Raw genomic sequence first — 25,392 nt, 5'->3', positions numbered from 1 at the left:
CAAACCTTTCTGTAAAAAATGTTTTGAACGCTAAATATCGTACACGAATGAAATGCAAAGTCCAGTACTATGAGCACAGAGTAAGAGGCGGTACTTGGCCTAAATGCACCGGCATGCCTAGGAGGGTTTACTCAAAAATAGGACTTTGCTCTTAGGCTGGATGGCTAGTCAGGGGGAAAAGTTGCTCAATTTTTAGCTTTTGGCATGATCACTTATTGAGCAAAAAACAGCTCAATAAAGATTTAACTCTTCAGAATTGACTTCCTGAATCCGACTTTTCCAGGAGCTGAGCTCAAAGCGCTTAGATATGAAGTGTGTCATCTATATAATCATCATATTCACTCTGACTGACTCTGGGATTGAGAGGTAGCTTTGAACAGCATTGAACAAGTGTTAGTGGCCCTGCGGCGTGTGATAAGAGCGACAGACCTGCACTCCAAGCATCTCGCCAAAACAACAGGACTGACCGCGCCACAAGTTTTATTACTACAGGCCATACGCAATAAGGGCGAGGTAACCATTGGCGAACTGGCCAACGAGGTGAGCCTCAGCCAGGCGACGGTAACCAATATTCTGGATCGCCTGGAGAAAAGGGGGCTTGTCTTTCGGCAGCGCTCTCAGTCCGACAAGCGCAAAGTGCATGCCTACCTGACGGAACAAGCCGCTGAAACATTGCGAGATGCACCCATTCCGCTCCAGGATCAGTTTGCTCGTCAGTTCGGTGACCTCAAAGATTGGGAGCAAAGTATGATCATTGCCTCACTGCAGCGTGTAGCCCAAATGATGGATGCCCAACATATTGATGCCTCTCCGGTATTAGATATCGGGGTTTTGGATAGGCAGGGAGCCGCTATTGAAAAGTCTGGAGCCTACCCTGAAAGTGCCGATCTAACCGACAAGAAAGTGAAGTAGTTCGCTCAGAAAACCCTTTTCTTTGGGAGATGAGCATCTCAGGGCTTCTAGGGCGATTCGCACATTACAGCGAACTTTGGTGAAAAGCGGAAACTTTCTTACAAGTTGTGAATCACCCTGAGACCCAGAAACTTAGTGGTTTCTGGGTTTTGCACTTCTGGTTTTGGGCTTCTGGGTTTTGTGCTGTTGTTGCTTGAATTGCTTGAGTTGGCAGGCAGCGCAAGCATTAATCCATTTATTACGAAGGCGAAAGTTGTAGGAGCGCTTTACAAATCTTCGTCCACCGGAGAAGCCCGTTTGTATTCCCTCTCACTAACTTCTGTGCGACTAAAAATTCATCCACTAACTGAAGATCAACCTTCCAGCGGTTCTTATGGGAGGGGATAGTAAAGCTGTAGTTTGAACCGAAAGTTTATGCGATTATTGCCCCGCCCTAAAGCACCCGCTGCAGCGGTTCTGCTTAAAGCTATTCTGCTCGAAAGTTATACTACACAGAAGCTTGATAGGAATAGGGCAGATAAAAAACGCATTTAAAATTGATATCTTTTGGCTCTAAGCCTTTCAAGGGTTACTTATGCTAAGTTCCGAGCAAAACTCAAAAGTGAAAGACTCGATGATTAGTGAGAAAATCAAGATTTATTTTGATAAATCAGTAGACGTAGTTTTTGGGATCATTCTTGTCTTTATCATTGTTGGGATAGCAGCGGGGACACTTCAACTATTTTTAACGACATGGAAACTTTTTAATTTTGAAGGCATAACTGGTCATTACATAGACATCATAACGGATGTTTTGACCTTATATGTATTAATAGAGTTGTCCAGATCGCTTATAGAGTATTTTCACACCCATAAGCTCAGGCTTACATTTATAGTTGATGCGGCAATCGTCTTTGTACTTCGAGAAATATTGATTGCACTATTTAAGCATGAAATCAAAGCCGAGATGCTCTACGCATTTTCCGCATTTATCTTTGTGCTGGGAGCGCTTCGCATTTCTTCTATTTTGGTTTATCAGCGCGAAAAGTTGATGTCTGAATAGCAACAGATCTTAGAAAACTTGCGTGGGATGTCGATTTGAAGGCATCCCAAGTCTCCTCTTACATCTGCCTTATCTTCCTATATCTGCCCACAAAGCCCTGCCTAAGTAAGTAAAATACTCGGTAAAAGCCTGATTTATCCTTTGCCTTTGTCTCCCTGCAGGGTAGAGCCCCCGCTGGGCTTCTTCACTGGATTTAGTGCCCGCGACCAGGAAATTGTTGCTAATATTGGCATCCTGCACAAACGCCTCAAAAGCGCGCGCACACAGCTCCACTGGCTTGCTGTAATAAAGAGATTTATTGGCTTTGTCGGATATTACAGAAGCCCTTACCAAGTCACTGGGATTGCCGCCTTCCTCGTCGAGCATAATGGCTTTAAAACAAGCAAAAAGGCGATCATTTAGTGGATGCGGTACCGGTGTGGCATTGTGCAGCCAGGCTTCTGAAGCATACATGTTGCCTGATGTATCGCTGAAGGCCTTTTGTGCGAGGTAATGATCCAGTGCATGGAACCATTCATGGGCAATAGCGCCTGGACCGGCATTCTTAGCCAGGGAGAATGATTTGACGGAGGGGTCATAGAAAGCAGAGATTCCCGGGCGCCCGCCAATGCCGTATTGGAAGGAAAGGGACTCACGCAGGGAGATAAGCACTTCAGGTCCCTGCAGGATGACCATCAAGTCGCAAAGGGCATCAAAAAACAAACCCGCAGCCCGATCGCGCTCTTCTGGTGTCACCCAACGCCCAACCGATATGGACCTAAAGCCAAAACGCTTTCTAACATCGACAAAGGATACTTGGTCACTACCACGTAAATCGGGTCCACGTCGATAAAATTGGCGGCTGGCTACCATAGTTGGCTTGTGGTTTAGCAGGTTTTCTGGTGTAAGGATGTGCTGGATAAAACTCGAGGAGGATACTATTACAAGCCCGGCTTCACTCACAAGAGCGATTTCGGGCAGGCCCCGCGAATAAACGACTACACTTTGCCCAGGCACCTAAAAGCACCTCCTGAGATATTTTCGATAGCTAGGGGCTTCTTCGAATGGCTGTTGAGCGCCCGCAGTTTTTAGCAGCTCGCAGAGAGCCATCAGGTGCTTCACTTACTATCGAACTTTGTGTAAGCGGCTGTTTTGTCCAGTCTGTCAAATCCAGTAATTCGCCGGGAGTCATTTTATGGCCAAGTCCAAGCGTCCTCTGATCTCAATCAACCCATTGAATGGCGAAACACTAAAAACTTTCCATGAGATGAGTCGGGAAGAGCTCGATAAGGCAATAGGCCGAGCTGATAACGCTTTCGCAGAATGGAGTGCTCGCAGCTTTAGTGAGCGGGCCTCAATACTCAAACGCGCGAGTGAGTTGTTCGAGCAGCGCAGCGATACATTGGCTCGGTTAATGGCTCAAGAGATGGGCAAGAAAATGAGTGATGGTCTGGGTGAATTAGCGCTTTGTGCCGAGATTTTTGATTACTATGCAGACGAAGGGGAAAATATTTTAGCACCACAGCAGCTATCTACCCGGGAAGGGGAGGGGACTTTGGTATTCCAGCCCTTGGGGGTTGTCTATGGTATCCAGCCGTGGAACTTTCCTTTCTATCAACCTTCCCGCTTTACCGCTGCCAACTTAATCGCCGGCAATGTGGTGCTCACCAAACACGCCTCTAATGTTCCCCAGTGTGCCGAAGCATTTGAGCAATTATTATTCGATGCTGGTGTCCCCAAGGGGGTCTACACTAATCTGCCAATCACTTCTGCCGGTGCTGCACCGATTATCGATGATGACCGGGTAAAAGGGATTTCCTTTACCGGTAGCAATGACGCAGGTGCAAAGGTGGCGGAACAAGCTGGTCGCAACGTCAAGAAGACCGTAATGGAACTGGGTGGTGTCGATCCATTTATTGTTCTTGAGGATGCGGATATGGATTTGACCGTAGAGCGATTTGTGGAGGGCAAGCTTGGCAACTGTGGCCAGATTTGCCTGGCCGCCAAGAGAATCATCTTAACCGAACCGATTGCCGATGAATTCCTGGGGCGGGTCACCAAGTTGTTTAAAGAGTTAAAACCCGGTGATCCTCTTAAAGACACTACCGACTATGGGCCTTTATGTACCGAAAAAGCGGCGGAGCACCTGGAGGAGCAGGTCAGTAAATCGGTCGCGGCCGGAGCGCATTTGCTAGTGGGGGGAAAACGCAACGGAGCCTTTATTGAGCCCGGGATATTAACGGATATACCCGCGGGCTCACCCGCTGCAGAGGAAGAACTCTTTGGCCCAATTGCCTGTGTTTGGGTAGTAAAGGATGAGAAAGCGGCTATCGAAATGGCCAATGATAGCCGCTTTGGCTTGGGGGGGTCGGTCTATACCAAGGATCATAAGCGAGGGCAGCGTGTAGCCGAAGAACTGGAGTGCGGTACGGCCTTTGTGAATCATGTGGCCTCAAGCTATGCGAGCATGCCAATGGGCGGAGTCAAGAAATCTGGTTATGGTCGCGAGTTGGGTGAGTTGGGCATCAAGGAATTTGTGAACCAGAAATTGATACGGCACTTTAATTGAGAGCGTTGCCTTGCCCAGCTACCTCTCGTGAGATTGTGAGGACTGCTGCAATCTTAATAGCTACTCAATCAAGATCGTGAAAACGCTTGCCTGGAGACTCCGATGAAAATACTTGTAGCCGGCGCTAATGGTACTATCGGTCAAATCCTCGTCGATAAATTAATCGAACGGGGCTACGAAGTAACCGGCATGGTACGCAAGGAGTCTCAACAGGACGCCCTGCGCAAAGCCGGCGCAGAAGCCGTTCTTGCGGATCTCACCGATAAGGAGTCTCTAGCTAAAGCCGTCGAGCAACGAGACGCAGTGGTTTTTGTTGCAGGCTCAAAAGGGAAAGCCCTCGAATCGGTGGATAGGGATGGGGCTATCCACCTTTGTGATGCTGCGAAAAATGCTGGTGTTCCGCGATTTATCTTACTGAGCTCTATTTTTGCCGGGCGCCCTGAGCAGGGCCCAGAAAATTTGCAACCATACCTAAAAGCTAAGCTCGCAGCCGATGTTCATATGCAAAAGAGCGGTCTGGACTACACGATTTTGCGACCGGGTGCCCTTAAGGATACGGCAGAAACAGGAGCTATTCGTATAGATGAATCTTTTGAGGGCACTGAAGCGGAGATTAGCCGAGCTGATGTTGCAGAAGTTATCGCCGCGTCCCTATCTGAACCAAAAACGATCGGTGCGGTATTTGAATTTATAGCGGGAGACACTCCAATTGATGAAGCCCTGGCTCGTTTGGGCTAAGCAGGGCTGCAATACCGGATGAGCATTCAGCGAGCCTGTGATCGCCCTTTGTTGTTACTGGTAATATCATGGCTATCCAGGTCACGTTGTTGACGGCGCTCGATCCAGGTTTTGATTTTCTTATCATCTACGCCTTGTGAATGCAGCACAGCCGCAGCCAGGTCCAGCCCTCGGGGAATGCTCCTATTAACCACTGGATACATACCGAGAGATTTGAAGCGTTCTAGGTCGCTATCACCATCGACAGAAACAAAGCGCTTTAAATTGGGGTAGCGTGCGGAAACAACAGGTTTTAGTGCTTTGGATAACTCATAGCGAACAATGGTGATAACAATGGCTGCACGCTCTGCATACTGGAAGGTTTCCATCATACGGATATCAGCCAGGTCCCCAAAAGCCACTGGATAACCATCGGCACTAGCCTTGAGAAACCGGTCGTAGTCCATCTCGATGGCATCGTAGTCTATTTTTTGAGCTTCCAGGGCATCGGCTACCAAACGTCCAACCTCGTCCATACCAAAAATCACCACGGGTGCTGTTGATGTGACTGGCTTGGATTCATGGCTGGGTGTCTTAGAGGATGAACGCCTCCACAGATACTTTCCTAATCGATTTCCTAGATTCGACAGTGTTGGAGTGAGCGCTAAACTGGCGGCCACCCCGGTGATGACAATCCCAACGGCCTGCTCCCCCAGTGATTCACGGGCGAGAGGCATAGCAATAATAACGAAGACAAATTCACTGCCCTGAGCCAACAAAGACCCTAATTGCAACGAGCCGGGCAGGGACCAGCCACAGGCCCGTGCCGCCAGGGCCACCAGAAAGACTTTGACCGCCATCAGAATTAAGATAAAGAGAATAATTTTTGCCCACTGATCTAACAGGATGCGCCAGTCCAGGGACATACCCACGGTAATAAAGAAAAATGCCAGCAGTAAATTACGAAAGGGCTTCGCTTCGGTTTGGATCACATGGCGATAGGGGGTCTCACTAATCATCATGCCTCCAAGAAACGCCCCCAATGTCAGGGACAATCCCACCGCTCCTGTGCCGGCCGCTGTGGCGAGGACGACCAGAAGCGCCATGGCCGTGAACACCTCTTCATTCCTGGTTTTGGATAACAGTCCGAATAGTGGTCGGATGGCATAGCGTCCTAGCAGGGCGGCGGCGACAAATACGACCACTGATTTTGCAATGGCGGAAAGGATTTCTGCTGTCAGGGCATTGTGAGATGAGGATGAGCTACCACCCTCCAGTGAACTCGCCATTACCAGCAGGAAAATTGCACAGATATCCTGAAAGATCAGCACCGCTGTTCCGGTGCGGCCAACGGGGCAGTCTTGTTGCCCCCTCTCTGCAAGGCTTTGCACCACGACTGCCGTCGATGAAAGTGCAAGCGCGCCTCCAATGACCCCGGCATAGGCCGGGGAAACCCCCAGAGCTAACGCAATACCGGCAAAAGCGGCTCCGCAAAGTAGAATCTGCAGAGGACCCAGAATGAAAATATCCCGTCGGGCATCCCAGATATTCGATAGGGAAAAATGTAGGCCTATATCAAACAGCAGGAAAACAACACCAAGTTCCGCTAGCAGGTGGGTGGTATTGCTCTCCGGGATCAAATCCAGGGCATGGGGCCCCACCGCCAGGCCCGCAATGAGATAGCCGACAATTGGGCTCAACCTGAGAGGGCGCATCAAAATGATCGCCAATACACCGAGGAGAAGTAAAGTAATGACGGGAATGAGTGCGTGTATATCTTCCATGATGTCAGTAAATTAGCCCTCTCCCTTTGGCCTGTCAAAGGTACTTAAGGTTAAGGGTTTCTAGAGTGTCTCTTAGGGTAATAAATTTCATCCATACTCCTCGGAGGTTTATTGTCTTGCCAGGGGGCAATCAAAACGCAATGTAGTCTATCCCACGAGGGGCCAGAGGCACGGAGCGAACTTGAGCAACTTGCAGGGTAATTGCACTATGTTCCCCAAATGAATAATGACAGTGCATACCAAATACATGACAACAGTAGCCCAAAGCTCAAATATTTAAACTTTGAATCGTAAGCTTTAACCAACTTATTACCAGCAGCAACAACTGATTCATGTTTACAGCTTTTGTGACCGCCAGATAATGCAAAATCGAAGCAAGCAAAACCGGTAGTATATTTTAGCGGGGACCAACCTGAGTTTGCATTGAAAGTTGCTGGTTCTCGACTTTTAAACTCTCGATAAAAGAGAAGGTGTAGATATGCCCAGTGAGTGCATATACTCATCCAGATGATTACTAATACTATGTCTATCATTGATACTTAACATTCCGCAGAGGCCCGAAGCCTCACTACTTGTGATTGTTGTGCATTTTCCTCACACGATCCCTCGGGGTGAGAACTTTGGCTCCAGGATCCACTACTATTCCGCCCGTATAATCTAGCCACTTACCTAACAATGAAAACACTTTGGAGTAACCTTCCCAGCCTTTAAAATATCCAAAAATGGCGGATACAATGTATACAATTGTAAGTATGCAAAAAAAAGTTTCTTCATGGCTGGCAAAGAAAAGCCCACCGATAACTCCTGTGTAAGTTGTTCCTCTAGTCACTAGTGCGAAGAAACCCACATAGATAAAAATTAGAAAAGTGATAGGAACAAGCCCCAGCATTAATCCTCTGGCAATTTTCTCCGCTTTTGATGGTTGATACATTTGCTATACCGGAGCATAACGCCTCAATAATGGCCGGAGCATGCAATGAGAGGACCCGGCAAGAGGCTATTTTGATTTACTGAGGTTTTTCTGTAAGCAGATACATTTCTCGAACAAGTACCTCCGTTGCTTGAGTTGTAGAAAAAGGCGAATTCTCGCATCTCACCACACCCTCAACTCTTGGTGCACCTGTCATGGTTATAAGTGGCAGGAAGAGTGTTTCTATGTCCGTAACCATGTAATGATGCTCGCCATCTTGATATATCATTGTCTCAAACTTGCCGCCACAGAGCTCGGAAGCCTTGTACTCCCAGTCTACCTTTACCTTGTCAGAGCTTTCAAAGACTCTGCCAGCCGCAACCTCCCTGATGTAAAACAATCCATCGTCAATTCTGATGTGATGATTGTTGGGACCATCAAATTCATTTGTGCTTGCACATCCTGTTAGTGATACCAAAAAGAACGCTAATAATATTCTCATGCTTTCTTACTCGAATTTAATTATTGCTTATTAATAATGGATGGGTGAAAGAGCGATTGTGTCGTAGATTTTTATAATTTTTTCCCACGAATCTTCTCCCTTAGGGCGCTAATGCCGACTGGTTTTAGTGGGCAATAGTTTGCAAAAATATATTCAACTAGAAACGGAGCAACTAGTAATAAGGAACCAAACATAAGCAAACTTTCAAATGCCAACCCCATATAGATGGCAAGGCAGGGGATAAATACCCACCCGAATGATGATACCCACTTAGATAAGGATGTGTATTCATACTGAAAAAAACAATGGTCGCAATGCATTCTACTTGAGCATGACGGTATCTTTACCTTTATCGCTATCTCTTTGCATTTTGGACACTTTCTCATCATGAACTATATCACTAGGCCTCTTTAGCTACCTACTTCCCTAAACTTATAATGTGGCTTAACGGATATAAACCAAAAGGTAAGCGAAACCAAGAAGCCACATGACATATATACTCCATAGCCAACATCTTTCAATTGTGTCGGTGTATTATGCTTTGCATGCATAAAATATTGAAACAAAGCAGGGCTTATTAAGCCAATTAGGCAGTAGGGTAACCAATGCTGCATTGACAGTCGATTCAAAACAATATGTGTTGGGATTCCTACCGCCAAGGTAAAAGTGTAGGAAATTGTAAGAAAGCCTATACTTACTATAAAAAATAACAAGATCGCCTCATGGGCTTGCATTTCGCCCTTTGCAACTTCAGGTATGAATAGGGCAAGCCAAACCAAGATCGAAGCTGATGGCGCAAGAAAAAATCCTATGAAGCTTCTCTTTAGGTCCATAATTGATTCACAAAAAGCTGCAACTGAAAGAATGCTGATTGGCCTTTTGGGGGCTGCCCATGCGGCGAACGGGAGCGATTACTGCGGCCTGTTACATTTCGGAGTAACTGCAGCGGTAATTAGCTTGCCACTGCGGTAGAGATCATCCAGCCATAGCCAAACACCGCAACACCATAAAGGATAAACAAGACAGGGATTGCAATCGCAGATAACGTACTAAAGCGCTCAACTTCGATGTATGCATTTTTAGGAGAGTCTGGTAGTAAGCGCACTTTAACGCTGTCGCCCTCCTTATACTTGTTCAAAAGGTCATGTTCTATATTGTTGTCTTTAAACAATTGAGGCGAACGAAGTAATGGGGTGTCAGAGTAGAATTTCTCTCCTTTGTACTCATACCCAAACTCAATTTGCGCTTCATAGATTCTCCGTCCTTCCGTGTTCGCGAAATTTTTCAATTTAGATCTAGTAATTGTTGCGTCAACTAAGGGTAAGGAAGCCCATTTTTTCTTTACCCTTTGATAGACAAAAGTTTGGCAAAACCCAAGACCTACGATTATTACCAATCCTATGTACTTCAAAATTCCAAACATCGTTCTTTCACTCTAGGAAACTTAACATCCGCTTTAGAGGTGGCTGGAGTGTAGCGAAAGGTCCCCCAGTCGTTTATTTCTCGATGATTACAAGCACTTTTTTATTTGCATTTATCCTGCTCAACGAAATGAAAAAGTTAACTTCCCAATTATGTTGGATGTGCCTCCAAGAAAGCAAGTAATTATGCGGGATAGGGGATGATTTGAGATACTACTATTGCTATATTTTGTTGCTCTCATTTTATAAAACAGGTAGAGGCTTCCACCCTCTAAAGAAGGTGACTGGCTGGACATCAATCTGGGGTCAGCCCATAAATTTTGTAACTCTTAGTCGTCAATGCAACACAACCACCCAACTGTTTACTTTGCTTAAAATAACGTCTAATTGGTATTAGTTTAAATACAAACGCAACATTTATTCTGCGATGCAATCGTACAAGCGTTGCCGGTTCCAAAAATAACCCAACTGCTGGGAAAGTTGTTCGCCGTTCTTACTTGTTTGGATTTGCCAATGTTCGGGATATAGTTTTTGATAAAACCTATCCCCAAAACGATAGTCAGCTAAAACAACCACGCCCCGATCGGATTCAGTGCGAATCACTCTTCCCGCTGTCTGCAATACCCGGGTCATGCCGGGATAGCGGTAGGCAACATCAAACCCATCAATCGCCGAGACGGCCTGCGGGTGCTCTGCTGATTGTCGTAGTAGCTCTTGCACTTCATTTATCTGGGGAAGGCCGGTACCTACGATAATAGTGCCAATCAATTTCTCCCCGACAAAATCAACGCCCTCAGCAAAGACTCCCCCCATAATGGCAAAACCCAGCCTTTGTGCACCTTCACTAAATGAGGCTAAAAAGGCTTCTCTTTCGCAATCACTGGCTCCGGGTGTTTGTTGTAGCAGTTGTATCTCCGGATGATCTATTTTGAATCGCTCTGCAACTATTTGCAGGAACTGATATGAAGGGAAAAACACCAGATAGTTGCCGGGATGGCTACGGTAAACGCGAGCAATCAGATCCACCAATGCTGGTAGCGCACTCTGACGTGCCTGGTAGCGGGTATCTAAGTAAGAACAAAGAAATACGCCCTGGCGGGAGGGTTCGAAAGGCGAAGGCAGTACCAAGTATGGGGTCTCGGGCTCGACCCCAAGTTGTGCAGAGACGAAGTCTATGGGGCGCAGTGTGGCTGAGAACAGAATGCTCCCATGAAACTGGGAAAATGACTCCCGTAGGAAGTCTGCGGCATTCAGGCATATCAGCTTTAGCTGATGCTCCTCCCAGGGGGCATCCCGATCGATTACACGTGTGAGGGCTTGGTGTTGACCTGAAAGGATTTGTTCTATGCAGGCGTATCGATATAGATTTTTCAACCAGTCCCCGATTTCCTCAGGGGGAGATTTTGTCTGCTCCGATAGCTCACTCAGTGCATCTAGCACCTTTTGGATAGCGCGAGACACAGCCGCAGGACGATCCTTTTCGCTATCCAGCGGGCTACACCAGGCTTGTACACTTTGGCTTGAGCGCATTTCCTTATAGAGGTTTTGCTCTTGAAACCGTTTGCTCCATTGAGAAAGTGCGCGCACCAGGGATTGGATGCGCCGATACAGCTGTGGGTGACTGCTCTTGCAAGCCAAGGCGGCGCGGCGACTATCTTTGCGGCTCAAACTGGCGCTGTGCATTTCCCGTGCACGCTCGCTCAAGTTGTGTGCTTCATCTACCAATAGTGCGCGCTTGTAGCGTGAATCTTGCAGTGTGGAAATACGCACTAAGGGATCAAAGACATAATTGAAGTCACAGACCACCAGATCGGCCCAGGGCAGCATTTGCAGTGACAGCTCAAATGGGCAGAGGTGCCACTGATCGGCAACTTTCGCGATTTCTTCAGGGGTGATTAAAGGTTGCCCCAACAGTTGTTGGCGCGCTTGGGGTAAGCGCTCATAAAAGCCTCTGGTGCGAGGGCAGATACCCTCTTCATCGCGACTGCACAATCCCAGTTTGCAGGCACAGGTCTTATCGCGGGCGCGCAATTCCAGCAGAGAGAGCTTTAGCCCACCCTGATGTAGCTTGTTAATGGTCTCCCGCACCACCTGCCTACCAGAGTTTTTCGCGGTGAGGTAGAGCAGTTGATCCACCTTTCCTTCACCAAGGGCTTTGATAGCGGGGAATAGGGTGCTAATCGTTTTGCCAATACCGGTGGGTGCCTCAACCACCAGTTGGCCGGCATCCCTGAGACAGCGATAAACGGATACCGCCAGCTGGCGTTGACCGGGTCGGTATTTGGGGAAGGGAAACGATAAATTTTTCGCAGCCTGGATCACCCGTTGCCGATGTGCTTTCCAGTCACTATGCCATTCGATATATAAGGTGAGGGCATCCTTGGCAAAGCTCTCCAGCTCCCTCCAGGTGAAAAGGCGCTGCTCTGGGTAGGACTTTTTCTCCTTGAGGTTATACCAGAGCATTTGCAGCGAGACTTCTGCAACGGAATCTCCCTTTTGCCGAAGTTGTTGCAAGTAACAGAAACCATAGATTTTAAGCTGGGCCCAATGTAGCTGGCGAGTGGCCTCTGGCAGCGTATCTGGGTGGCAATAGGTGGTTTTGATTTCATCCAGCTGGGCCGGCTGGTGCAAGTCAGCTTGTGGGTGAAAGATATCCACCCGTCCTTCCAAGACAACATCCTGGCCAGCGCATTCCAGCTGTACATGTAAACGATATTCGGCTTCCGAGCCTTTAGGACGCCGCTTTTGCAGCTTTTGGTGGGCTCGAATACCCTCTTGGGCAGTTGGGCCCGGCCCACCGGTATAAATCAAATCCCCACTGCGGCAGGAGAAAGCCACTAACTCACCCACAGAAATCTGTAGGGCAGGGGTGTATTCGGAAGGGGTATGATCCTCTGTAGGCTCTTTTATCAGATATGGCTCTTTGAGCTCCTCTCCCACGACTGCTCTCAAGACTACAACAACTCCACGTGTATCACTCGGTGGGGAATATTTTGAGCCGCGAAGAAAGTCAGCCAGCGCTGCTGGTTTTGTTGCAGGCGATCTCCGGGGCCTTTGACTTCCACAAGCTCATAGCCACCTTTATCTGGAAACAAAATCAGGTCTGGCAAGCCATTGCGATGATGGGTGATATCGCCAAGTAAACGTTGAAACAGTGAACGCCAGTGCTCAACCGGGATACGATCCAGGGCTAGCTCCAGCAGTTCCAGAGAGAGCGCCTCCCAGGCGACGAGCGGATTAGCAATGCCCAGCTTCTTCCGATAGGTTTCCATAACTCGCCGTTTTAATGCACTTGGACTTAGCTCTTTTAAGCGCTGTTCAAACTGAGCGTGGCGCGACATGTAAAAATGCGGGGTACGGAAGTCGCTAGGTGCTATTTGGAAGGGGTTATAGAAAGCACCGGGAATGGAAGCAAACAGAATATCCCAGATATAGAGGCCGAGTACCCCGTTAAATAAACTGTTCTCCACATAATGGCAGATACCTTCCTCCCGGCTAGCCAGCTCCGAAGCCGTCTGAATTTCTACTCTTTCTGGAGATTGGGGCAGGGTAAATACTTCTAACTGTGGCTGGCAAGGCTGTGGGTTCGCCCAGTTCTGGGTAGTGCCCATCCGTTTTGCGATACGATATCCAAAGCGCTCGGCAAAACATCGTTCGGCTTCGTTGAGTGGGGAGTCGAGAATTTCCCGGCAAAGGCAAAGTGCCAGCTCGAGATTGTCACGTTTAACCGCAATTCTCGCTCGCCGTTCACGGGCCGGAGGTTGCCCGCAGTCTCGATAGAGGCGCTCGGCGGCCTCTAGCTGATCCAGTCTTTCCAGTTGGCGGGCCAGCTTTAGGCGCAGGCGATCCACTCGCCGCGCTAGTGTCAAATCCCCCGGAAGGCCAATGGGCAACTGGCTGGCAAGGTCGAGAATTTCACTGGCACCATTAGCCAATACCTCCTCGGCCTGCTCCAGGCAATCGTAGTAGAGCAAGTACTGTTCGATTTGCTCACGGCTTTGGAAGGGCAGTTGGTGCCTGTCTAGTGTGTAGGACTCATACCTGTACAACCCAAGATCCCTCAGCACATAATCGGTCAGGTCCTGATTCAGGTTGCCAAAAAAGCATAGTTTGAAGGTTTGGAAGTATTCAGCCCCCTGAAGTGCTAGCAGGCCCTCTTCGGCCATTAGTTGTTCTCGCCATTCTGTGGAGGAAGCTAACAGGGCCTCTTCCAGCTCCATCCGCTTGAGGGACTTGCTCAAACCAACCGGGCCCGCTGCGAATAACTCTGCTTTGGTAAACAGCGCTAAAAGGGCTCGATCTTGCAGGGGAGGATTCCTGATTAAAAGCCCTGCGGAACAAAGAGAATCTACAGCCCCAGGGAGCTTGTTGATTTCCTGGTAAGACAGCTTTCCTTCCCTGAACAGAGCTCCAGCTGATGATGGGACCCCCTTGCGAGAGAGTAGCCTTACATAAAGACGCTGGCTATCGGCATCAAGCTCACAAAATAACCTGTAAAAACTTAGTTCGCTGGTGGAGAGAAGCTGGGTATAGCGAGAAACAACAAAATCAACCAGTGTGCGAAAATTGGTCAAATAGTAATCAGGTGCTAGCTCAATAGAGGTGGCCATGGTAAAGGTAACAGTGTGTCAACGATGGATCGTGGTGGGTAGTAACGGCATTAAAGCTGTATGGTTATACAGCATATTGCTTCTGGAGACAAAGCCATAGGCTGACTTTATGGACATAGAAGAAGCATAGGTGCAGTAAGCTGTGAATGATTCCGAGAAGCGTCCTCACTGATAAAAGTATCAATACTTCAAGTGACCATTGGATAAGCTATTCCAGAAAGAAAGTTTTTGAGAGGAAGTGAGAGCCAATAAAGAATAAATTTTAATCGCTGAGTTCAGTATTCAATGGTTTTATCAATTGGCTTGGGAGTGGCAGGATAATAGGCTTGTAAATAGAAGGGGCAATTCGCCCCTCCTATTCAGCCAAAAATGGCATCATCTAGTGCTGTAAAACTCAAGAAGCTTGTATTGAGGTTTTGCTTTGATGCGCGTTCGACTTGGGAACCTGTACTCTATATTCTGGGAACATATTTACGGTAACAGTAAAGTCGCACTTAGTAGGGCCGGCAACATGCTTCAGACCCCACCAGTATTTTATTTTAACGGTTTCGCCTGGGGCGATGGGGTGGCCGTAGCTTACAAAGCCATCTTCTATTGGAGTACCAGCTGAATTACACAGGTAGGCATCCCAGGTCATACCATTGTCATCGAGATCCAAGAATACCTTGGCGTCGAGGATAGGAAATTTTCCGGTGTTTTTGAGCTCTATAAGCCCCTGAATATAACTTCCTTCAGTGGAGTCCTCGATACCAGTCCATGCGGCCCAGTGAAAACTGGTTGCCTCAAGACTATCAGAAATAAATGGCTTATCCGTATCCCAGCCTTCAACATGACCAATATTTGACATGATTAATCCTTTTCTTCAGAAATATCATTAAAAAATTAATGACTGCAAGTGGGTACCGCCTATTTTTAAAACGAAAGCCTGGGAAGAGGGGAAAGCAAAAACAATAACAAATCAAAAAAAATACGAGATGTATATTATAGGCTTTACCCTAAGATCCCTGCTAATTGTGCACCCCTTGGCGCACAGGCGGAGTATCGGGGCCATAAAAGCCGATATCAACCCCTTTAATATTAGATTCGCGATGGTTGCGAGATGAACAACGCCAAAATTTTTACTGGGGATATTATGTATGCCACTTAAAAAAGTCTTCAGTCAATTGATTGGCATTGCGCTCACAACAATTGGTCGTCACAAAGGCTGGCTAAGTTAAAGTAAATTCCACCAAGGTTTTCAGGGCTATGGTTTTACAAGCATAAAAGGGGGAGAGGTGGAGCGGCCATTATTTTATATACCGAAAAACTTTACGATACCTGAAAATAATAAACCAAAGGAATAAGGCAAGTGGTGTAATCATTAATACGGCCATTTGATTTTTTAATACCGCCATATTCATTGTGATGATTACAGTTCCCAGCTCATAAATGTCGGTAGCAATGATTACAGGAAGAAAAAACGCCCAGAATCTTGCGCTGCCTATTTTTTTGGCAAAAGCCAACCCAAAGAAGCCTACAAAATAAGTGGTATAAATGATCAAGCTGGCAATTAACCACCAGATCGGCTGATTGTACTCATTATAAGCAAAGGCTTCATACTGAGATGTCAGTTCTATCGGAACCAGAAGGAAAAACAATACCTTCCAGAGCACACTCGGCTTATAGATTAAAGATCCATTACCAAGAGCACTATCTGGGGCCCGGTAGAGTTCATGCATGAAACATCCCTATTATTATTACTTTGCCACTTGTAAATCGTTCACTAGAGATTATCTTGCCAGCCCAAGATTCTCGAAGCTCTCCCGATAAAAGAGGCCAGCTAAGGGGCGCCGCAATCAACGAGAGGGCGCAGAGGATATTCTGATCCCAGGCAAAGTCAACTAATTCATCCGTCATTTTTATGACATTGCGAAATCAACCTGAAAACCACATTTTTTAGTCGAATTCATACCACTTGAATGCGGAAAATTAGAGGATAAAACAGGGCAATACCCACTAGGTGGTAAATTTCTGTGATGCCAAACGCAAAGCTGCGGTTTGACCTTTGGTGACACAGGGTGAGTTCACATAAAACTTTTATCTTTGGTGTTGTCAGTTATTCATTTTAAGGGAGTAATTTCCCTTTAGCCTTTTAATAATTTAAAGGCAAACAATACTGCAAGATTATTATGCTACAGGGCAGTATCGGATTATTGCTCAGCTGGTTCCGGCCGGCTCCAGATCCAAAACAACCCGCAGCCAATGCCACCAATAGCGAAAAACAGTAAATACAGATTGGCGATATGATGAATAGCCAGTGCCATAGAGAGAGCCATAGTCAGGGTAGCCAACAGCTTGGTTCTTCTGCTGATATAACCACTGCGCCAGGTTCTTAACAGGTGCCCAAACAAACGATGGTCTTCAATCCACTGGTGCATCCGTTCAGAACTTTTTGAGGCCGCCCAGGCACCCACAACAATGAATACTGCAGAAGGTAATCCCGGTAAGATGGCGCCAATGATTCCAACAAGAATAAAGAGACAGGCTACAGCTCCCCAGAGCCAGCGTAGCCACCCTTTGGCCAACTGAGGGGTAGCCATGTCAGGTACATCTTCATTACGTTGACTCAACCTGGATCTCCAGTTTTTAACCCACTACACAGATAAAAAAACAGTCACCCGCTCACTATATCAAATGACTCGCAATAAGTGACAGCTGAAACATGCGCATTCTCAGCCAGCTTGGCAGTTTTCGCTTTTATGAATCTTAAGATTGAACAGGTTATTTTAAGTAACACTACTACGGGAATTAAAATGTGTCACAGAAACCACCAAATGACTAACCTAGTGATTGGTCTCATCCGATAAGCCCTATCGATTTCGGGTTTTCTGAAAATTATCTGCCCTAAAGAAAGTAACGCCTAAAAACGCCCACACACGCCTGCTCTTTAAAAGAGAATAGGTATATTGCCATCTTTTCCTACCCCTGATAGCCCGTTATAGAAAACACTTCCATCAATACATGATGCCTTCGAGTGATCGCGGCTTTAACACTACACTCATTATCAGTACTGACATTGGCACCCAATCTTCATATATAGATACGAGCAATAAGCACTATGGATTATCGGCTGCAAGCGCCCGACCTGGAGTGCCTCATTCAAGCAATCCGCAATCAGGGCTACCTACTATATGGGCCCACACTAAACGACCGGGCCATAACCTACGGTGAGATTCAATCGGTATCAAGCCTCCCCCAGGGTTGGACCGATGACCAACAGGCGGGACAGTACCGGGTTAAGCGCCGGGGGGATAAAGCCTACTTTGGCTATGCCCTGGGCCCTCATTCCTGGAAGAAATATCTGCAATTGCCTCGCCGGCCTGTTTGGAAGGCAGCCAGGCAAAATCAAGCCATAGAAATTATTGAGGTTCAGGAGGCAGCGCCAAAGCAGGCGTTCCTGGGAGTGCGCAGCTGTGAGCTGCATGCAATAGCCATCCAAGATCGGATCTTATCTCAAGGGGATTACCACAATGAGAGCTACCGCCAGAGGCGGGCGCAGTTGTTCACTGTTGCGGTGAACTGCACCTCGGCGGCAGATACTTGCTTTTGTACTTCCATGAATACCGGCCCCGAGATCACTTTGCCCAGCGACCTGACCATGACAGAGGTGATTGAGGGAGAAGAGCATTACTTCGTGATCAGAAGTGGCTCTGAAGCCGGTAAAACAATTATGGAGAAACTCCCTTTACGCCCAACAAGTGAGGAGGAACGAAAGCTGGCAAAAGGAAGGGTGGAGGGGCTAGCAGAGGAGATGCGGCGCGGACCGCGCCACTTCGATAGCTCGGATCTGAAAGAGCTACTTTATAGAAACCTCGAAAGTGCCAACTGGGAAAGGGTCGCGGATCGCTGCCTGTCCTGTGCCAACTGCACCATGGCTTGCCCAACGTGCTTTTGCTCCACCGTTGAGGACACCACCGACCTCAGCGGAGACCATGCCGAGCGCTGGGAGCGTTGGGATTCCTGCTTTACCGCAGACCTCAGCCATATTACCGGCGGCTCAGTACGCGCCGATACCCGCTCCCGTTACCGGCAGTGGATGACTCATAAGCTGGCCAGCTGGCACGACCAATTTGACAGCTCTGGTTGCGTGGGCTGTGGTCGTTGTATCACCTGGTGCCCGGTGGGTATCGACCTCACCGAAGAGGTACGCGCTATTCGAGCCCTGGATCAAACACAGACGCGTAGCCAGGAGAAGCCATGAAAACCATTGCCGATCTGCTCCATGAGCACCCCTTCTTTCGAGGTTTGGCGGAGAGTGATCTGCAGTTCCTGGCCTCATGCGGAGAAAATTGTGTCTACCACAAAGGTGACTATTTGGCGCGTGAAAACAGCCCGGCAAACCACTTTTTCCTGATTCGCAGTGGCCGGGTAGCAGTGGAAACCTTTGTTCCCAATCGCGGCCCTCTGTGTCTGCTCACGTTGCATGGCGGTGATATTTTCGGTTGGTCCTGGCTGTTCCCGCCTTATATTTCGGCCTTTGATGCCCGTGCTCTGGAAGATGTCCGCAGTCTGCGCCTGGGCGGGGAGTGCTTGCGCAACAAATGCGAACAGGAACCCAAGCTGGGTTTTGAGTTAATGAAACGCTTTGCGCGAATTGCCACCGAACGACTGCAGTCCGCGCGTATCCAGTTGCTGGATATTTATGGGCCAGATCATCAAGGCCACCCAGCATGATTCCCATCGTTTACCGGGTAAGCGAGCGGAGCGTGGAGTATCCGGGGACTTTCACCTTGAAGCTGGAGGCCGGGAACCCTGGGCCGGATAAGCTGCCGATGCGTTTTGCGCCCGGCCAGTTCAATATGTTGTACGCCTTTGGTGTAGGGGAATCGGCCATTTCATTTAGCGGACTGGGAAGTGGCGACGGCAAACTCATTCATACTATTCGCGCACAAGGGAATGTTACTCGCGCTTTAGAGCGCTTAAAGGCGGGGGATTCCCTGGGAGTTCGGGGGCCCTTCGGAATCGGCTGGCCGCTACATGCCACGGTCGGTAAGGAGGTTCTGATTCTTGCTGGTGGCCTCGGTCTGGCACCGCTACGCCCAGTTATCTATGCCGGACTGCTGGAGCGTCTTGCGGCGACCAGGGTGCGCCTCTTTTACGGTGCCAGGCGCCCAAGTGAGCTTCTTTACCGCGAGGAGTTGGCAGGGTGGGGGCAACAGCTCGATCTTGAAATCTCTGTGGACCATGGCGATGGCACCTGGCCTGGGCATATCGGTGTGATTACCGATCCTCTAAAAGCGGCACAGATAGACGGTGCCAATTCGGTGGCATTCTTGTGCGGCCCGGAAATAATGATGCGCTTCTGTATCCAGGTCCTGTTGAGCAAAGGCGTACCCCCAAACTCAATCTATCTATCGATGGAACGCAATATGAAATGTGCCATCGGCCTCTGCGGACACTGCCAGTGGGGTCCAAACTTTATCTGTAAGGATGGACCGGTCTTTTGCTATGAGGATATACGCCCATGGCTGCAGATTCGCAGCTTATAGCTCGGCAGCCCCATAAACCCAAGCTGGCGGTATGGAAATTCACCTCCTGCGATGGTTGCCAGCTCAGTTTGCTGGATTGCGAAGATGAGCTGTTACTGTTGGGGCAGGAAGTAGAGATCGCCTACTTCATGGAGGCCTCCAGTAAAGTGGAAGAGGGACCCTACGATATTTCCCTGGTGGAGGGGTCCATCACTACCCCCGCCGACCTGTTGAGAATCCAGGAGGTGCGGCGCCAGTCAAACTTCTTAGTGTGTATCGGCGCCTGCGCGACTGCCGGCGGTATCCAGGCACTGCGCAATTTTGCCGATGTCGTCGAGTTCACTTCAGCGGTTTATGCAGAGCCCGCCTATATAAAAACACTAAAAGATTCCACGCCAATTTCCGCCCATGTATCGGTGGATTTTGAATTGCAGGGCTGCCCAATCAACAAGCTGCAACTATTGGAGGTCATCAGCGCTTTCCTGAATCGCCGTGCCCCCCAGGTCTCCGCCCACTCTGTGTGCATCGAATGCAAACTTAAAAACAACGTCTGTGTGTGGGTGGCCCATGGCACCCCCTGTATGGGGCCGGTGACCCACGCAGGCTGCGGCGCACTTTGCCCGAGTTACAACCGCGGCTGCTATGCCTGCTATGGCCCCAAGGAGAACCCCAATGGGGAATCCCTGTGTCATTGGTGGGGGGAAATGCTGGGAGCTGACAGGTCAAACGTTATCGAAAACTTGCGCAATTTCAATGGGTTAGCGCCGCACTTTAAAGCAATTAGTGAGGAAAAAGAGCGGGGGCAAAAGGGGAAATCCTGATGGATAGGGAAGCCAGTGGCCGGTAAAAGCAAGACCATTAAAGTCGATTATCTGGCGCGGGTAGAGGGCGAGGGAGCACTCTACATTCGCTATGACGACCATGGTGTGCACGAAGTACAGTTGAAGATTTTCGAGCCACCCCGGTTCTTTGAGGCCTTTCTTCGGGGCCGCGACTACACAGAAGCACCGGATATAACCGCTCGTATTTGCGGCATTTGTCCGGTGGCTTACCAGATGAGCGCGCTGCATGCCATGGAGAACGCGCTGGGCCTTCTGCCCACCGAGCCCCTGAGGAATCTGCGCCGCTTACTCTACTGCGGTGAGTGGATAGAAAGTCATATGCTGCACATCAGCATGCTGCACGCACCGGACTTTCTCGGTTATCCCAATGCCGTGGCCATGGCCAAAGATCACCCGCAAGTTGTACAGCGTGCCCTGGAGATTAAAAAAACGGGTAATGCCTTGGTGCGCCTGCTTGGAGGCAGAGAAGTCCACCCCATCAATGTGCGCGTGGGGGGCTTTTATCGGGTGCCAAGCCAGGAATCCTTTCAAGCACTGCGTCCACAGTTGATAGAAGCCCGTATTCTGGCCGAGCTAATGGTACGCTGGGCGGCAGGGCTGCCATTTCCCCATTGCGAGCAGTCCTATGAGTGCATCGCCCTCTCCAGCCCCAGGGAATACCCTATGAATGAGGGCCGCATTGTTTCCAATCGCGGGCTGGATATTTCGGTACAGGACTACGAAAAACATTTCCGCGAACAGCAGGTGCCTCACAGCACGGCGCTGCACAGCATATTGATAGAGCGGGGCGCCTATCTTGTGGGCCCGATGGCGCGTTACAACCTGAACTATCCCCAGCTCTCTGAAGGAGTACGAAATCTTGCCGAGGAGCTGGGGTTCAAAGCGCCCTGTAACAATCCCTTCAAGAGCATTGTGGTGCGCTGTCTGGAAGTGCTCTATGCCCTGGAGGAGGCGCTGCGGCTGATTGATGGATTTCAAGCGCCCGATGAACCCTACCTGGTAGCCGAACCAAAGGAAGCCAGTGGCTGTGCCGCTACCGAGGCGCCTCGGGGATTGCTCTACCACCGTTATGCTATTAACCGCAAAGGTAAAATTACCTTTGCCAAGATCGTCGCACCCACCTCACAAAATCAAAAAACGATCGAGGATGACCTGCGCCTAATGCTGCCCAAATTTATGCATTTGCCCGAACAACAATTGCAGGGTTTATGTGAGCGCGCCATTCGTAATTACGACCCCTGTATTTCCTGCTCAACCCATTTCCTGCAGCTACATTTGCAACATGAAGCAAAACGAAACTCCTGAGCGTTGGCTGCTGGTCAGCCTTGGCAACCGCTTCCGGGGTGATGATGGAGTGGGGCCCTATCTACTTGACAGGTTGCGCAGCCAGTTAAAAGAAAATGCAGATTTTCTGGAGAGCGGCAACGATATGATAACCCTTGTAGGACGGTGGAAGGATCGACAGGTCTGCCTCCTGGATGCGGTTTTCTCAGATGAACAACCATCGGGCGATTTAATTCGTGTCAATGGCCTGGCTGATGTGATCGCACCCAGCGTCTGCACGACTTCCAGCCACGGCTTTAATCTGAGAGAGGCCATCGACTTGGGTAAAGCACTGGACTCACTGCCTCGTCGACTGGAAATTTTTGCGATCTGTGCACAGAACATTACCTGCGGTGATCATCTCACTGCCGAAGTGAAGTCCGGCGCCGAGCGCGCCGAACAGGAACTACTTGCGTTTCTACTAGCCGATACCGGTGAAAGCTGACAACGGAGGTCAGCCATGCACGAACAATCCCTGATCAGCAATCTGATCGAGAAAATCCAACAACTCGCCGATAACGAAGGCGCCAGGGTCGTGGGCGCCAAGCTGCGTTTGGGTGCCCTTGCCCATATATCCGCCGCTCACCTGCGTGAACACTTCGAACAGGCAACTTTTGGAACCCCTCTGGAAGGCTTGCAATTGGAAATCGAAGAGCATACAGACATTCACCATGCCGAGGCACAGGACATCATCCTGGAAAATCTGCAATTCGAGGTCAGTGATGGACAGTGAACGTCGTCGAGTCGCCATCAAGGGCCTGGTCCAGGGAGTGGGGTTCCGCCCATATATTTACCGCCTGGCACTGGATTGCCAACTCACGGGCTGGGTCGCCAATCATAGTGGTGGACTGCAACTAGAGGTTGAGGGAGAAACGGCAGGAGTTGAAAAGTTTTTACATCGTTTGCCTTTGGAAAAACCACCCCATAGCCTGATTCTCAATATCGACACCGAAGTGGTTCCAGCTGAAGGCGGTAGCGGTTTTCAGATACGCGAAAGTACGGTTGCCGCAGCACAAACCACTATGGTGCTACCGGACCTGGCCCCCTGTAACTTCTGCCAGGCCGAACTTCAGGACTCACGCAACCGACGGCACAAATACCCTTTTATCAACTGTACCCACTGCGGCCCGCGCTTCAGCATTATCGAAAAGCTACCTTATGATCGCGCAAACACGGCCATGCAGCAGTTTACTCAATGCCCTAAGTGTCAGGCCGAGTATGCCAATCCTGCTAACCGGCGTTTTCACGCCGAACCCAATGCCTGTCCAGAGTGCGGCCCGCAACTGCAACTCTGTGATGCCAAAGGCAAAACCCTTTACACCCGCCAGGCAGCCCTGAACGAGACGCTCGCAAGTTTGGCAAAAGGGCAAGTAGTAGCGCTAAAGGGAGTGGGGGGATTTCAGCTGTTGGTTGATGCCGGTAACAGACATGCCTTGGAGCTACTGCGTAAACGCAAGCAGCGCCCGCACAAACCTTTTGCACTGCTCTACAGCTCCTTGTCAGCAGCGCGTCGGGATTGCCGGATTTCCGAACTGGAAGCCAAGCTGCTCACATCACCAGCACGGCCCATAGTGCTGCTGGAAGCCAAACCGGAAGCGAGTGACAGGGTGCATGAGTTAGTGGCACTGGGCTCACCAGACCTGGGGGTGATGCTGCCGGCCTCGCCGCTACACCTGTTGCTTGCAGAAGAGTATGCCGCTCCTTTAGTCGCTACCAGTGGCAATCTGGCCGAGGAGCCAATCTGTATTGAAAACACAGAGGCATTGCAGCGACTCGGCAAAATTGCCGACCGGTTTCTACTGCACAACCGCCGTATCGTCAGGCCATTGGATGACTCGGTGTTGCGTGTGATAGAGAATCGCCCACTAATGTTGCGCCGAGCGCGTGGCTACGCGCCCCTGCCGATCACCCAGGCAAAGTTGTCACAACAGGCCGTGGCGGAACCCTATCTGGCGCTTGGCGCCGATTTAAAAAATTCCGTGGCCTTATCTCACAACGGTTGGATTTATCAGAGCCAACATATTGGCGACCTCGGCAGCGCCACGGCAATTGAGCACTTTGATCGGACCATCGCGGACCTCACACGCTTACAGCAACACCGCCCACAAACCCTGATACACGATCAGCACCCGGGCTACAGTTCCCATCGGTGGGCACTCAAGCAGCGGGCTCCACGTCTGGAAGTGCAACACCATGTGGCCCATCTATTTTCCTGTATGGCTGAACACGGCCACAGTGGCGCCGCGCTCGGTGTTTGCTGGGACGGCACCGGCTTTGACAGTAGTGGGGTAGTTCGAGGAGGGGAATTCCTTCTCTGGGATGGCAACGCAAAAGTGGAACATGTCGCCAGCCTGCGCACATTCCCGCTGCCGGGTGGTGAGAAAGCCGTGCGCGAACCGAGGCGGGCTGCGGCGGGACTGCTGTATGAAATATCCGGATACGTAGCGCTACAACACCAGCTACTAAAGCGCTGCTTCACCCGCAGCGAACGCCGCAACCTGGTTACCATGCTGGAAGGGGAGGTTAACAGCCCTCTGTGTAGCAGCGCCGGTCGCCTATTTGATGCAGTGGCTGCACTACTGGGTCTCTGTAGCCAGTCTAGTTTCGAGGGACAGGCCGCACTAGCACTGGAATATAGCGCCCGCGGAATTCAGAGCGGCGACAGCTACCCATTCGATCTCTATCGACGTCGAAACAAATGGGAACTGGACTGGGCACCCTGCATCAGTGCATTGATACATGATGAGGGTAAATCACTGCCGCAACGGGCTGCGGCTTTCCACACTACTCTGGCCCATATGATTCTGGCGGTGATTCGCGAAGTGGGTGAGCCAATGGTTTTTCTCTCCGGTGGCGTTTTTCAAAACCGGCGGCTAACAGAGAGCACCGCACTGCTCCTACGCCAACAGGGTTTTACCGTGCACTGTCACAGCCAGATACCTCCAAACGATGGCGGCATCGCCCTGGGGCAACTCCACTATGCCCACTGTATGGCCGCGGCTGGTCAGCCAGTGGGAGGTTAACAGCGCATGTGCTTAGGCGTTCCCGGCCTTATTGAAGAGATCACAGGCGATTCCCCGCTCGAGCGCCTGGGCAAAGTACGATTTGGCGGCATAGCGCGGCTAATCAATTTGTCTCTGGTTCCCGATGCCGGTGTTGGTGATTATGTGATCGTGCATGTGGGCATCGCCATCAGCCAAATTAGGGAAGAAGAAGCCGCACAGGTTTTTCGCGACCTGGAAGCCTTGGATGGGCCCAGCGGCCAGGAGTGATG

Annotated in this window: 23 protein-coding genes; 13 read left to right on the top strand and 10 right to left on the bottom strand. The window is 49.7% G+C overall.

From position 1 onward, the window contains the following. Positions 1 to 372 precede the first annotated feature (372 nt). Entirely contained in the window at positions 373 to 912 is a 540-nt protein-coding gene (locus ACJJID_RS07415; protein WP_444922145.1) for a MarR family winged helix-turn-helix transcriptional regulator, read from the top strand. Between the two features lie 574 nt (positions 913 to 1,486). Further along, the gene (locus ACJJID_RS07410) at positions 1,487 to 1,954 is read left to right on the top strand and encodes a phosphate-starvation-inducible PsiE family protein (RefSeq protein ID WP_444922144.1); all 468 of its coding nucleotides are present in this window, start codon (positions 1,487 to 1,489) and stop codon (positions 1,952 to 1,954) included. Positions 1,955 to 2,023: 69 nt separating this feature from the next. Here ACJJID_RS07410 and ACJJID_RS07405 read toward each other — a convergent pair whose 3' ends face one another. After that, entirely contained in the window at positions 2,024 to 2,950 is a 927-nt protein-coding gene (locus ACJJID_RS07405) for a CLCA_X family protein (RefSeq protein WP_444922143.1), read from the bottom strand. Positions 2,951 to 3,128: 178 nt separating this feature from the next. On the opposite strand from ACJJID_RS07405, the gene ACJJID_RS07400 reads away from it, so the two are divergent. Then, positions 3,129 to 4,502, top strand: coding sequence for an NAD-dependent succinate-semialdehyde dehydrogenase (locus tag ACJJID_RS07400; protein ID WP_152453585.1), 1,374 nt, complete (start codon positions 3,129 to 3,131; stop codon positions 4,500 to 4,502). Positions 4,503 to 4,604: 102 nt separating this feature from the next. Next, the gene (locus tag ACJJID_RS07395; protein ID WP_444922142.1) at positions 4,605 to 5,240 is read left to right on the top strand and encodes an SDR family oxidoreductase; all 636 of its coding nucleotides are present in this window, start codon (positions 4,605 to 4,607) and stop codon (positions 5,238 to 5,240) included. A gap of 26 nt (positions 5,241 to 5,266) precedes the next feature. Here the strand turns inward: ACJJID_RS07395 and ACJJID_RS07390 are convergent, their stop codons facing one another. From ACJJID_RS07390 to ACJJID_RS07350, 9 genes are all read right to left on the bottom strand, one after another. Continuing rightward, complete coding sequence (locus ACJJID_RS07390; RefSeq protein WP_444922141.1) at positions 5,267 to 7,003, bottom strand: cation:proton antiporter domain-containing protein; 1,737 nt, start codon at positions 7,001 to 7,003, stop codon at positions 5,267 to 5,269. Positions 7,004 to 7,571: 568 nt separating this feature from the next. Beyond that, on the bottom strand, positions 7,572 to 7,934 hold the full coding sequence (locus tag ACJJID_RS07385; RefSeq protein WP_444922140.1) for a hypothetical protein: 363 nt from the start codon (positions 7,932 to 7,934) through the stop codon (positions 7,572 to 7,574). A 76-nt stretch (positions 7,935 to 8,010) separates the two neighbouring features. Beyond that, a complete protein-coding gene (locus ACJJID_RS07380) occupies positions 8,011 to 8,415 on the bottom strand; it encodes a hypothetical protein (RefSeq protein ID WP_444922139.1) in 405 nt (134 codons plus the stop codon). Positions 8,416 to 9,367: 952 nt separating this feature from the next. After that, on the bottom strand, positions 9,368 to 9,838 hold the full coding sequence (locus tag ACJJID_RS07375) for a DUF3592 domain-containing protein (RefSeq protein ID WP_152453578.1): 471 nt from the start codon (positions 9,836 to 9,838) through the stop codon (positions 9,368 to 9,370). Positions 9,839 to 10,253: 415 nt separating this feature from the next. Then, a complete protein-coding gene (locus ACJJID_RS07370) occupies positions 10,254 to 12,788 on the bottom strand; it encodes an ATP-dependent DNA helicase (protein WP_444922138.1) in 2,535 nt (844 codons plus the stop codon). Between the two features lie 2 nt (positions 12,789 to 12,790). Then, positions 12,791 to 14,410 (bottom strand): VRR-NUC domain-containing protein, encoded by a 1,620-nt coding sequence (locus tag ACJJID_RS07365; protein WP_444922137.1) that lies wholly within the window; start codon positions 14,408 to 14,410, stop codon positions 12,791 to 12,793. Positions 14,411 to 14,840: 430 nt separating this feature from the next. Then, a complete protein-coding gene (locus ACJJID_RS07360; RefSeq protein WP_152453576.1) occupies positions 14,841 to 15,293 on the bottom strand; it encodes a hypothetical protein in 453 nt (150 codons plus the stop codon). Between the two features lie 439 nt (positions 15,294 to 15,732). Beyond that, positions 15,733 to 16,164 (bottom strand): hypothetical protein, encoded by a 432-nt coding sequence (locus ACJJID_RS07355; RefSeq protein ID WP_444922136.1) that lies wholly within the window; start codon positions 16,162 to 16,164, stop codon positions 15,733 to 15,735. 471 nt (positions 16,165 to 16,635) lie between these two features. Beyond that, positions 16,636 to 17,055: a YbaN family protein gene (locus tag ACJJID_RS07350; protein ID WP_444922135.1), complete on the bottom strand. Its 420-nt coding sequence runs from the start codon at positions 17,053 to 17,055 to the stop codon at positions 16,636 to 16,638. Positions 17,056 to 17,543: 488 nt separating this feature from the next. Between ACJJID_RS07350 and ACJJID_RS07345 the strand changes: the two genes are divergently transcribed. Genes ACJJID_RS07345 through ACJJID_RS07305 form a run of 9 tightly spaced genes read left to right on the top strand, consistent with a single transcriptional unit; the run spans position 17,544 to position 25,390 of the window. Continuing rightward, a complete protein-coding gene (locus ACJJID_RS07345; RefSeq protein WP_444922134.1) occupies positions 17,544 to 18,686 on the top strand; it encodes a 4Fe-4S dicluster domain-containing protein in 1,143 nt (380 codons plus the stop codon). Then, the gene (locus tag ACJJID_RS07340; RefSeq protein ID WP_152453572.1) at positions 18,683 to 19,159 is read left to right on the top strand and encodes a cyclic nucleotide-binding domain-containing protein; all 477 of its coding nucleotides are present in this window, start codon (positions 18,683 to 18,685) and stop codon (positions 19,157 to 19,159) included. The genes ACJJID_RS07345 and ACJJID_RS07340 overlap by 4 nt, the downstream gene beginning before the upstream one ends. After that, positions 19,156 to 19,974, top strand: coding sequence for an FAD/NAD(P)-binding protein (locus ACJJID_RS07335; protein ID WP_444922133.1), 819 nt, complete (start codon positions 19,156 to 19,158; stop codon positions 19,972 to 19,974). Before ACJJID_RS07340 ends, ACJJID_RS07335 begins: the two co-directional genes overlap by 4 nt. Next, entirely contained in the window at positions 19,950 to 20,774 is an 825-nt protein-coding gene (locus ACJJID_RS07330) for an oxidoreductase (RefSeq protein WP_444922132.1), read from the top strand. The genes ACJJID_RS07335 and ACJJID_RS07330 overlap by 25 nt, the downstream gene beginning before the upstream one ends. A gap of 15 nt (positions 20,775 to 20,789) precedes the next feature. Then, positions 20,790 to 22,100, top strand: a complete 1,311-nt coding sequence (locus tag ACJJID_RS07325) for a Ni/Fe hydrogenase subunit alpha (protein WP_444922131.1) — start codon at positions 20,790 to 20,792, stop codon at positions 22,098 to 22,100. Next, a complete protein-coding gene (locus ACJJID_RS07320; protein ID WP_444922130.1) occupies positions 22,078 to 22,563 on the top strand; it encodes a hydrogenase maturation protease in 486 nt (161 codons plus the stop codon). Before ACJJID_RS07325 ends, ACJJID_RS07320 begins: the two co-directional genes overlap by 23 nt. Positions 22,564 to 22,578: 15 nt before the next feature. Further along, positions 22,579 to 22,851 (top strand): hydrogenase/urease maturation nickel metallochaperone HypA, encoded by a 273-nt coding sequence (locus ACJJID_RS07315; protein ID WP_226646514.1) that lies wholly within the window; start codon positions 22,579 to 22,581, stop codon positions 22,849 to 22,851. Beyond that, complete coding sequence (hypF, locus tag ACJJID_RS07310) at positions 22,841 to 25,141, top strand: carbamoyltransferase HypF (RefSeq protein ID WP_444922129.1); 2,301 nt, start codon at positions 22,841 to 22,843, stop codon at positions 25,139 to 25,141. The genes ACJJID_RS07315 and hypF overlap by 11 nt, the downstream gene beginning before the upstream one ends. 6 nt (positions 25,142 to 25,147) lie before the next feature. After that, the gene (locus tag ACJJID_RS07305; protein WP_444922128.1) at positions 25,148 to 25,390 is read left to right on the top strand and encodes a HypC/HybG/HupF family hydrogenase formation chaperone; all 243 of its coding nucleotides are present in this window, start codon (positions 25,148 to 25,150) and stop codon (positions 25,388 to 25,390) included. The last annotated feature ends 2 nt before the right edge of the window (positions 25,391 to 25,392 follow it).

This window comes from Microbulbifer sp. CnH-101-G (genome assembly GCF_052466775.1).
This window is presented reverse-complemented; position numbering and strand designations above follow the sequence as displayed.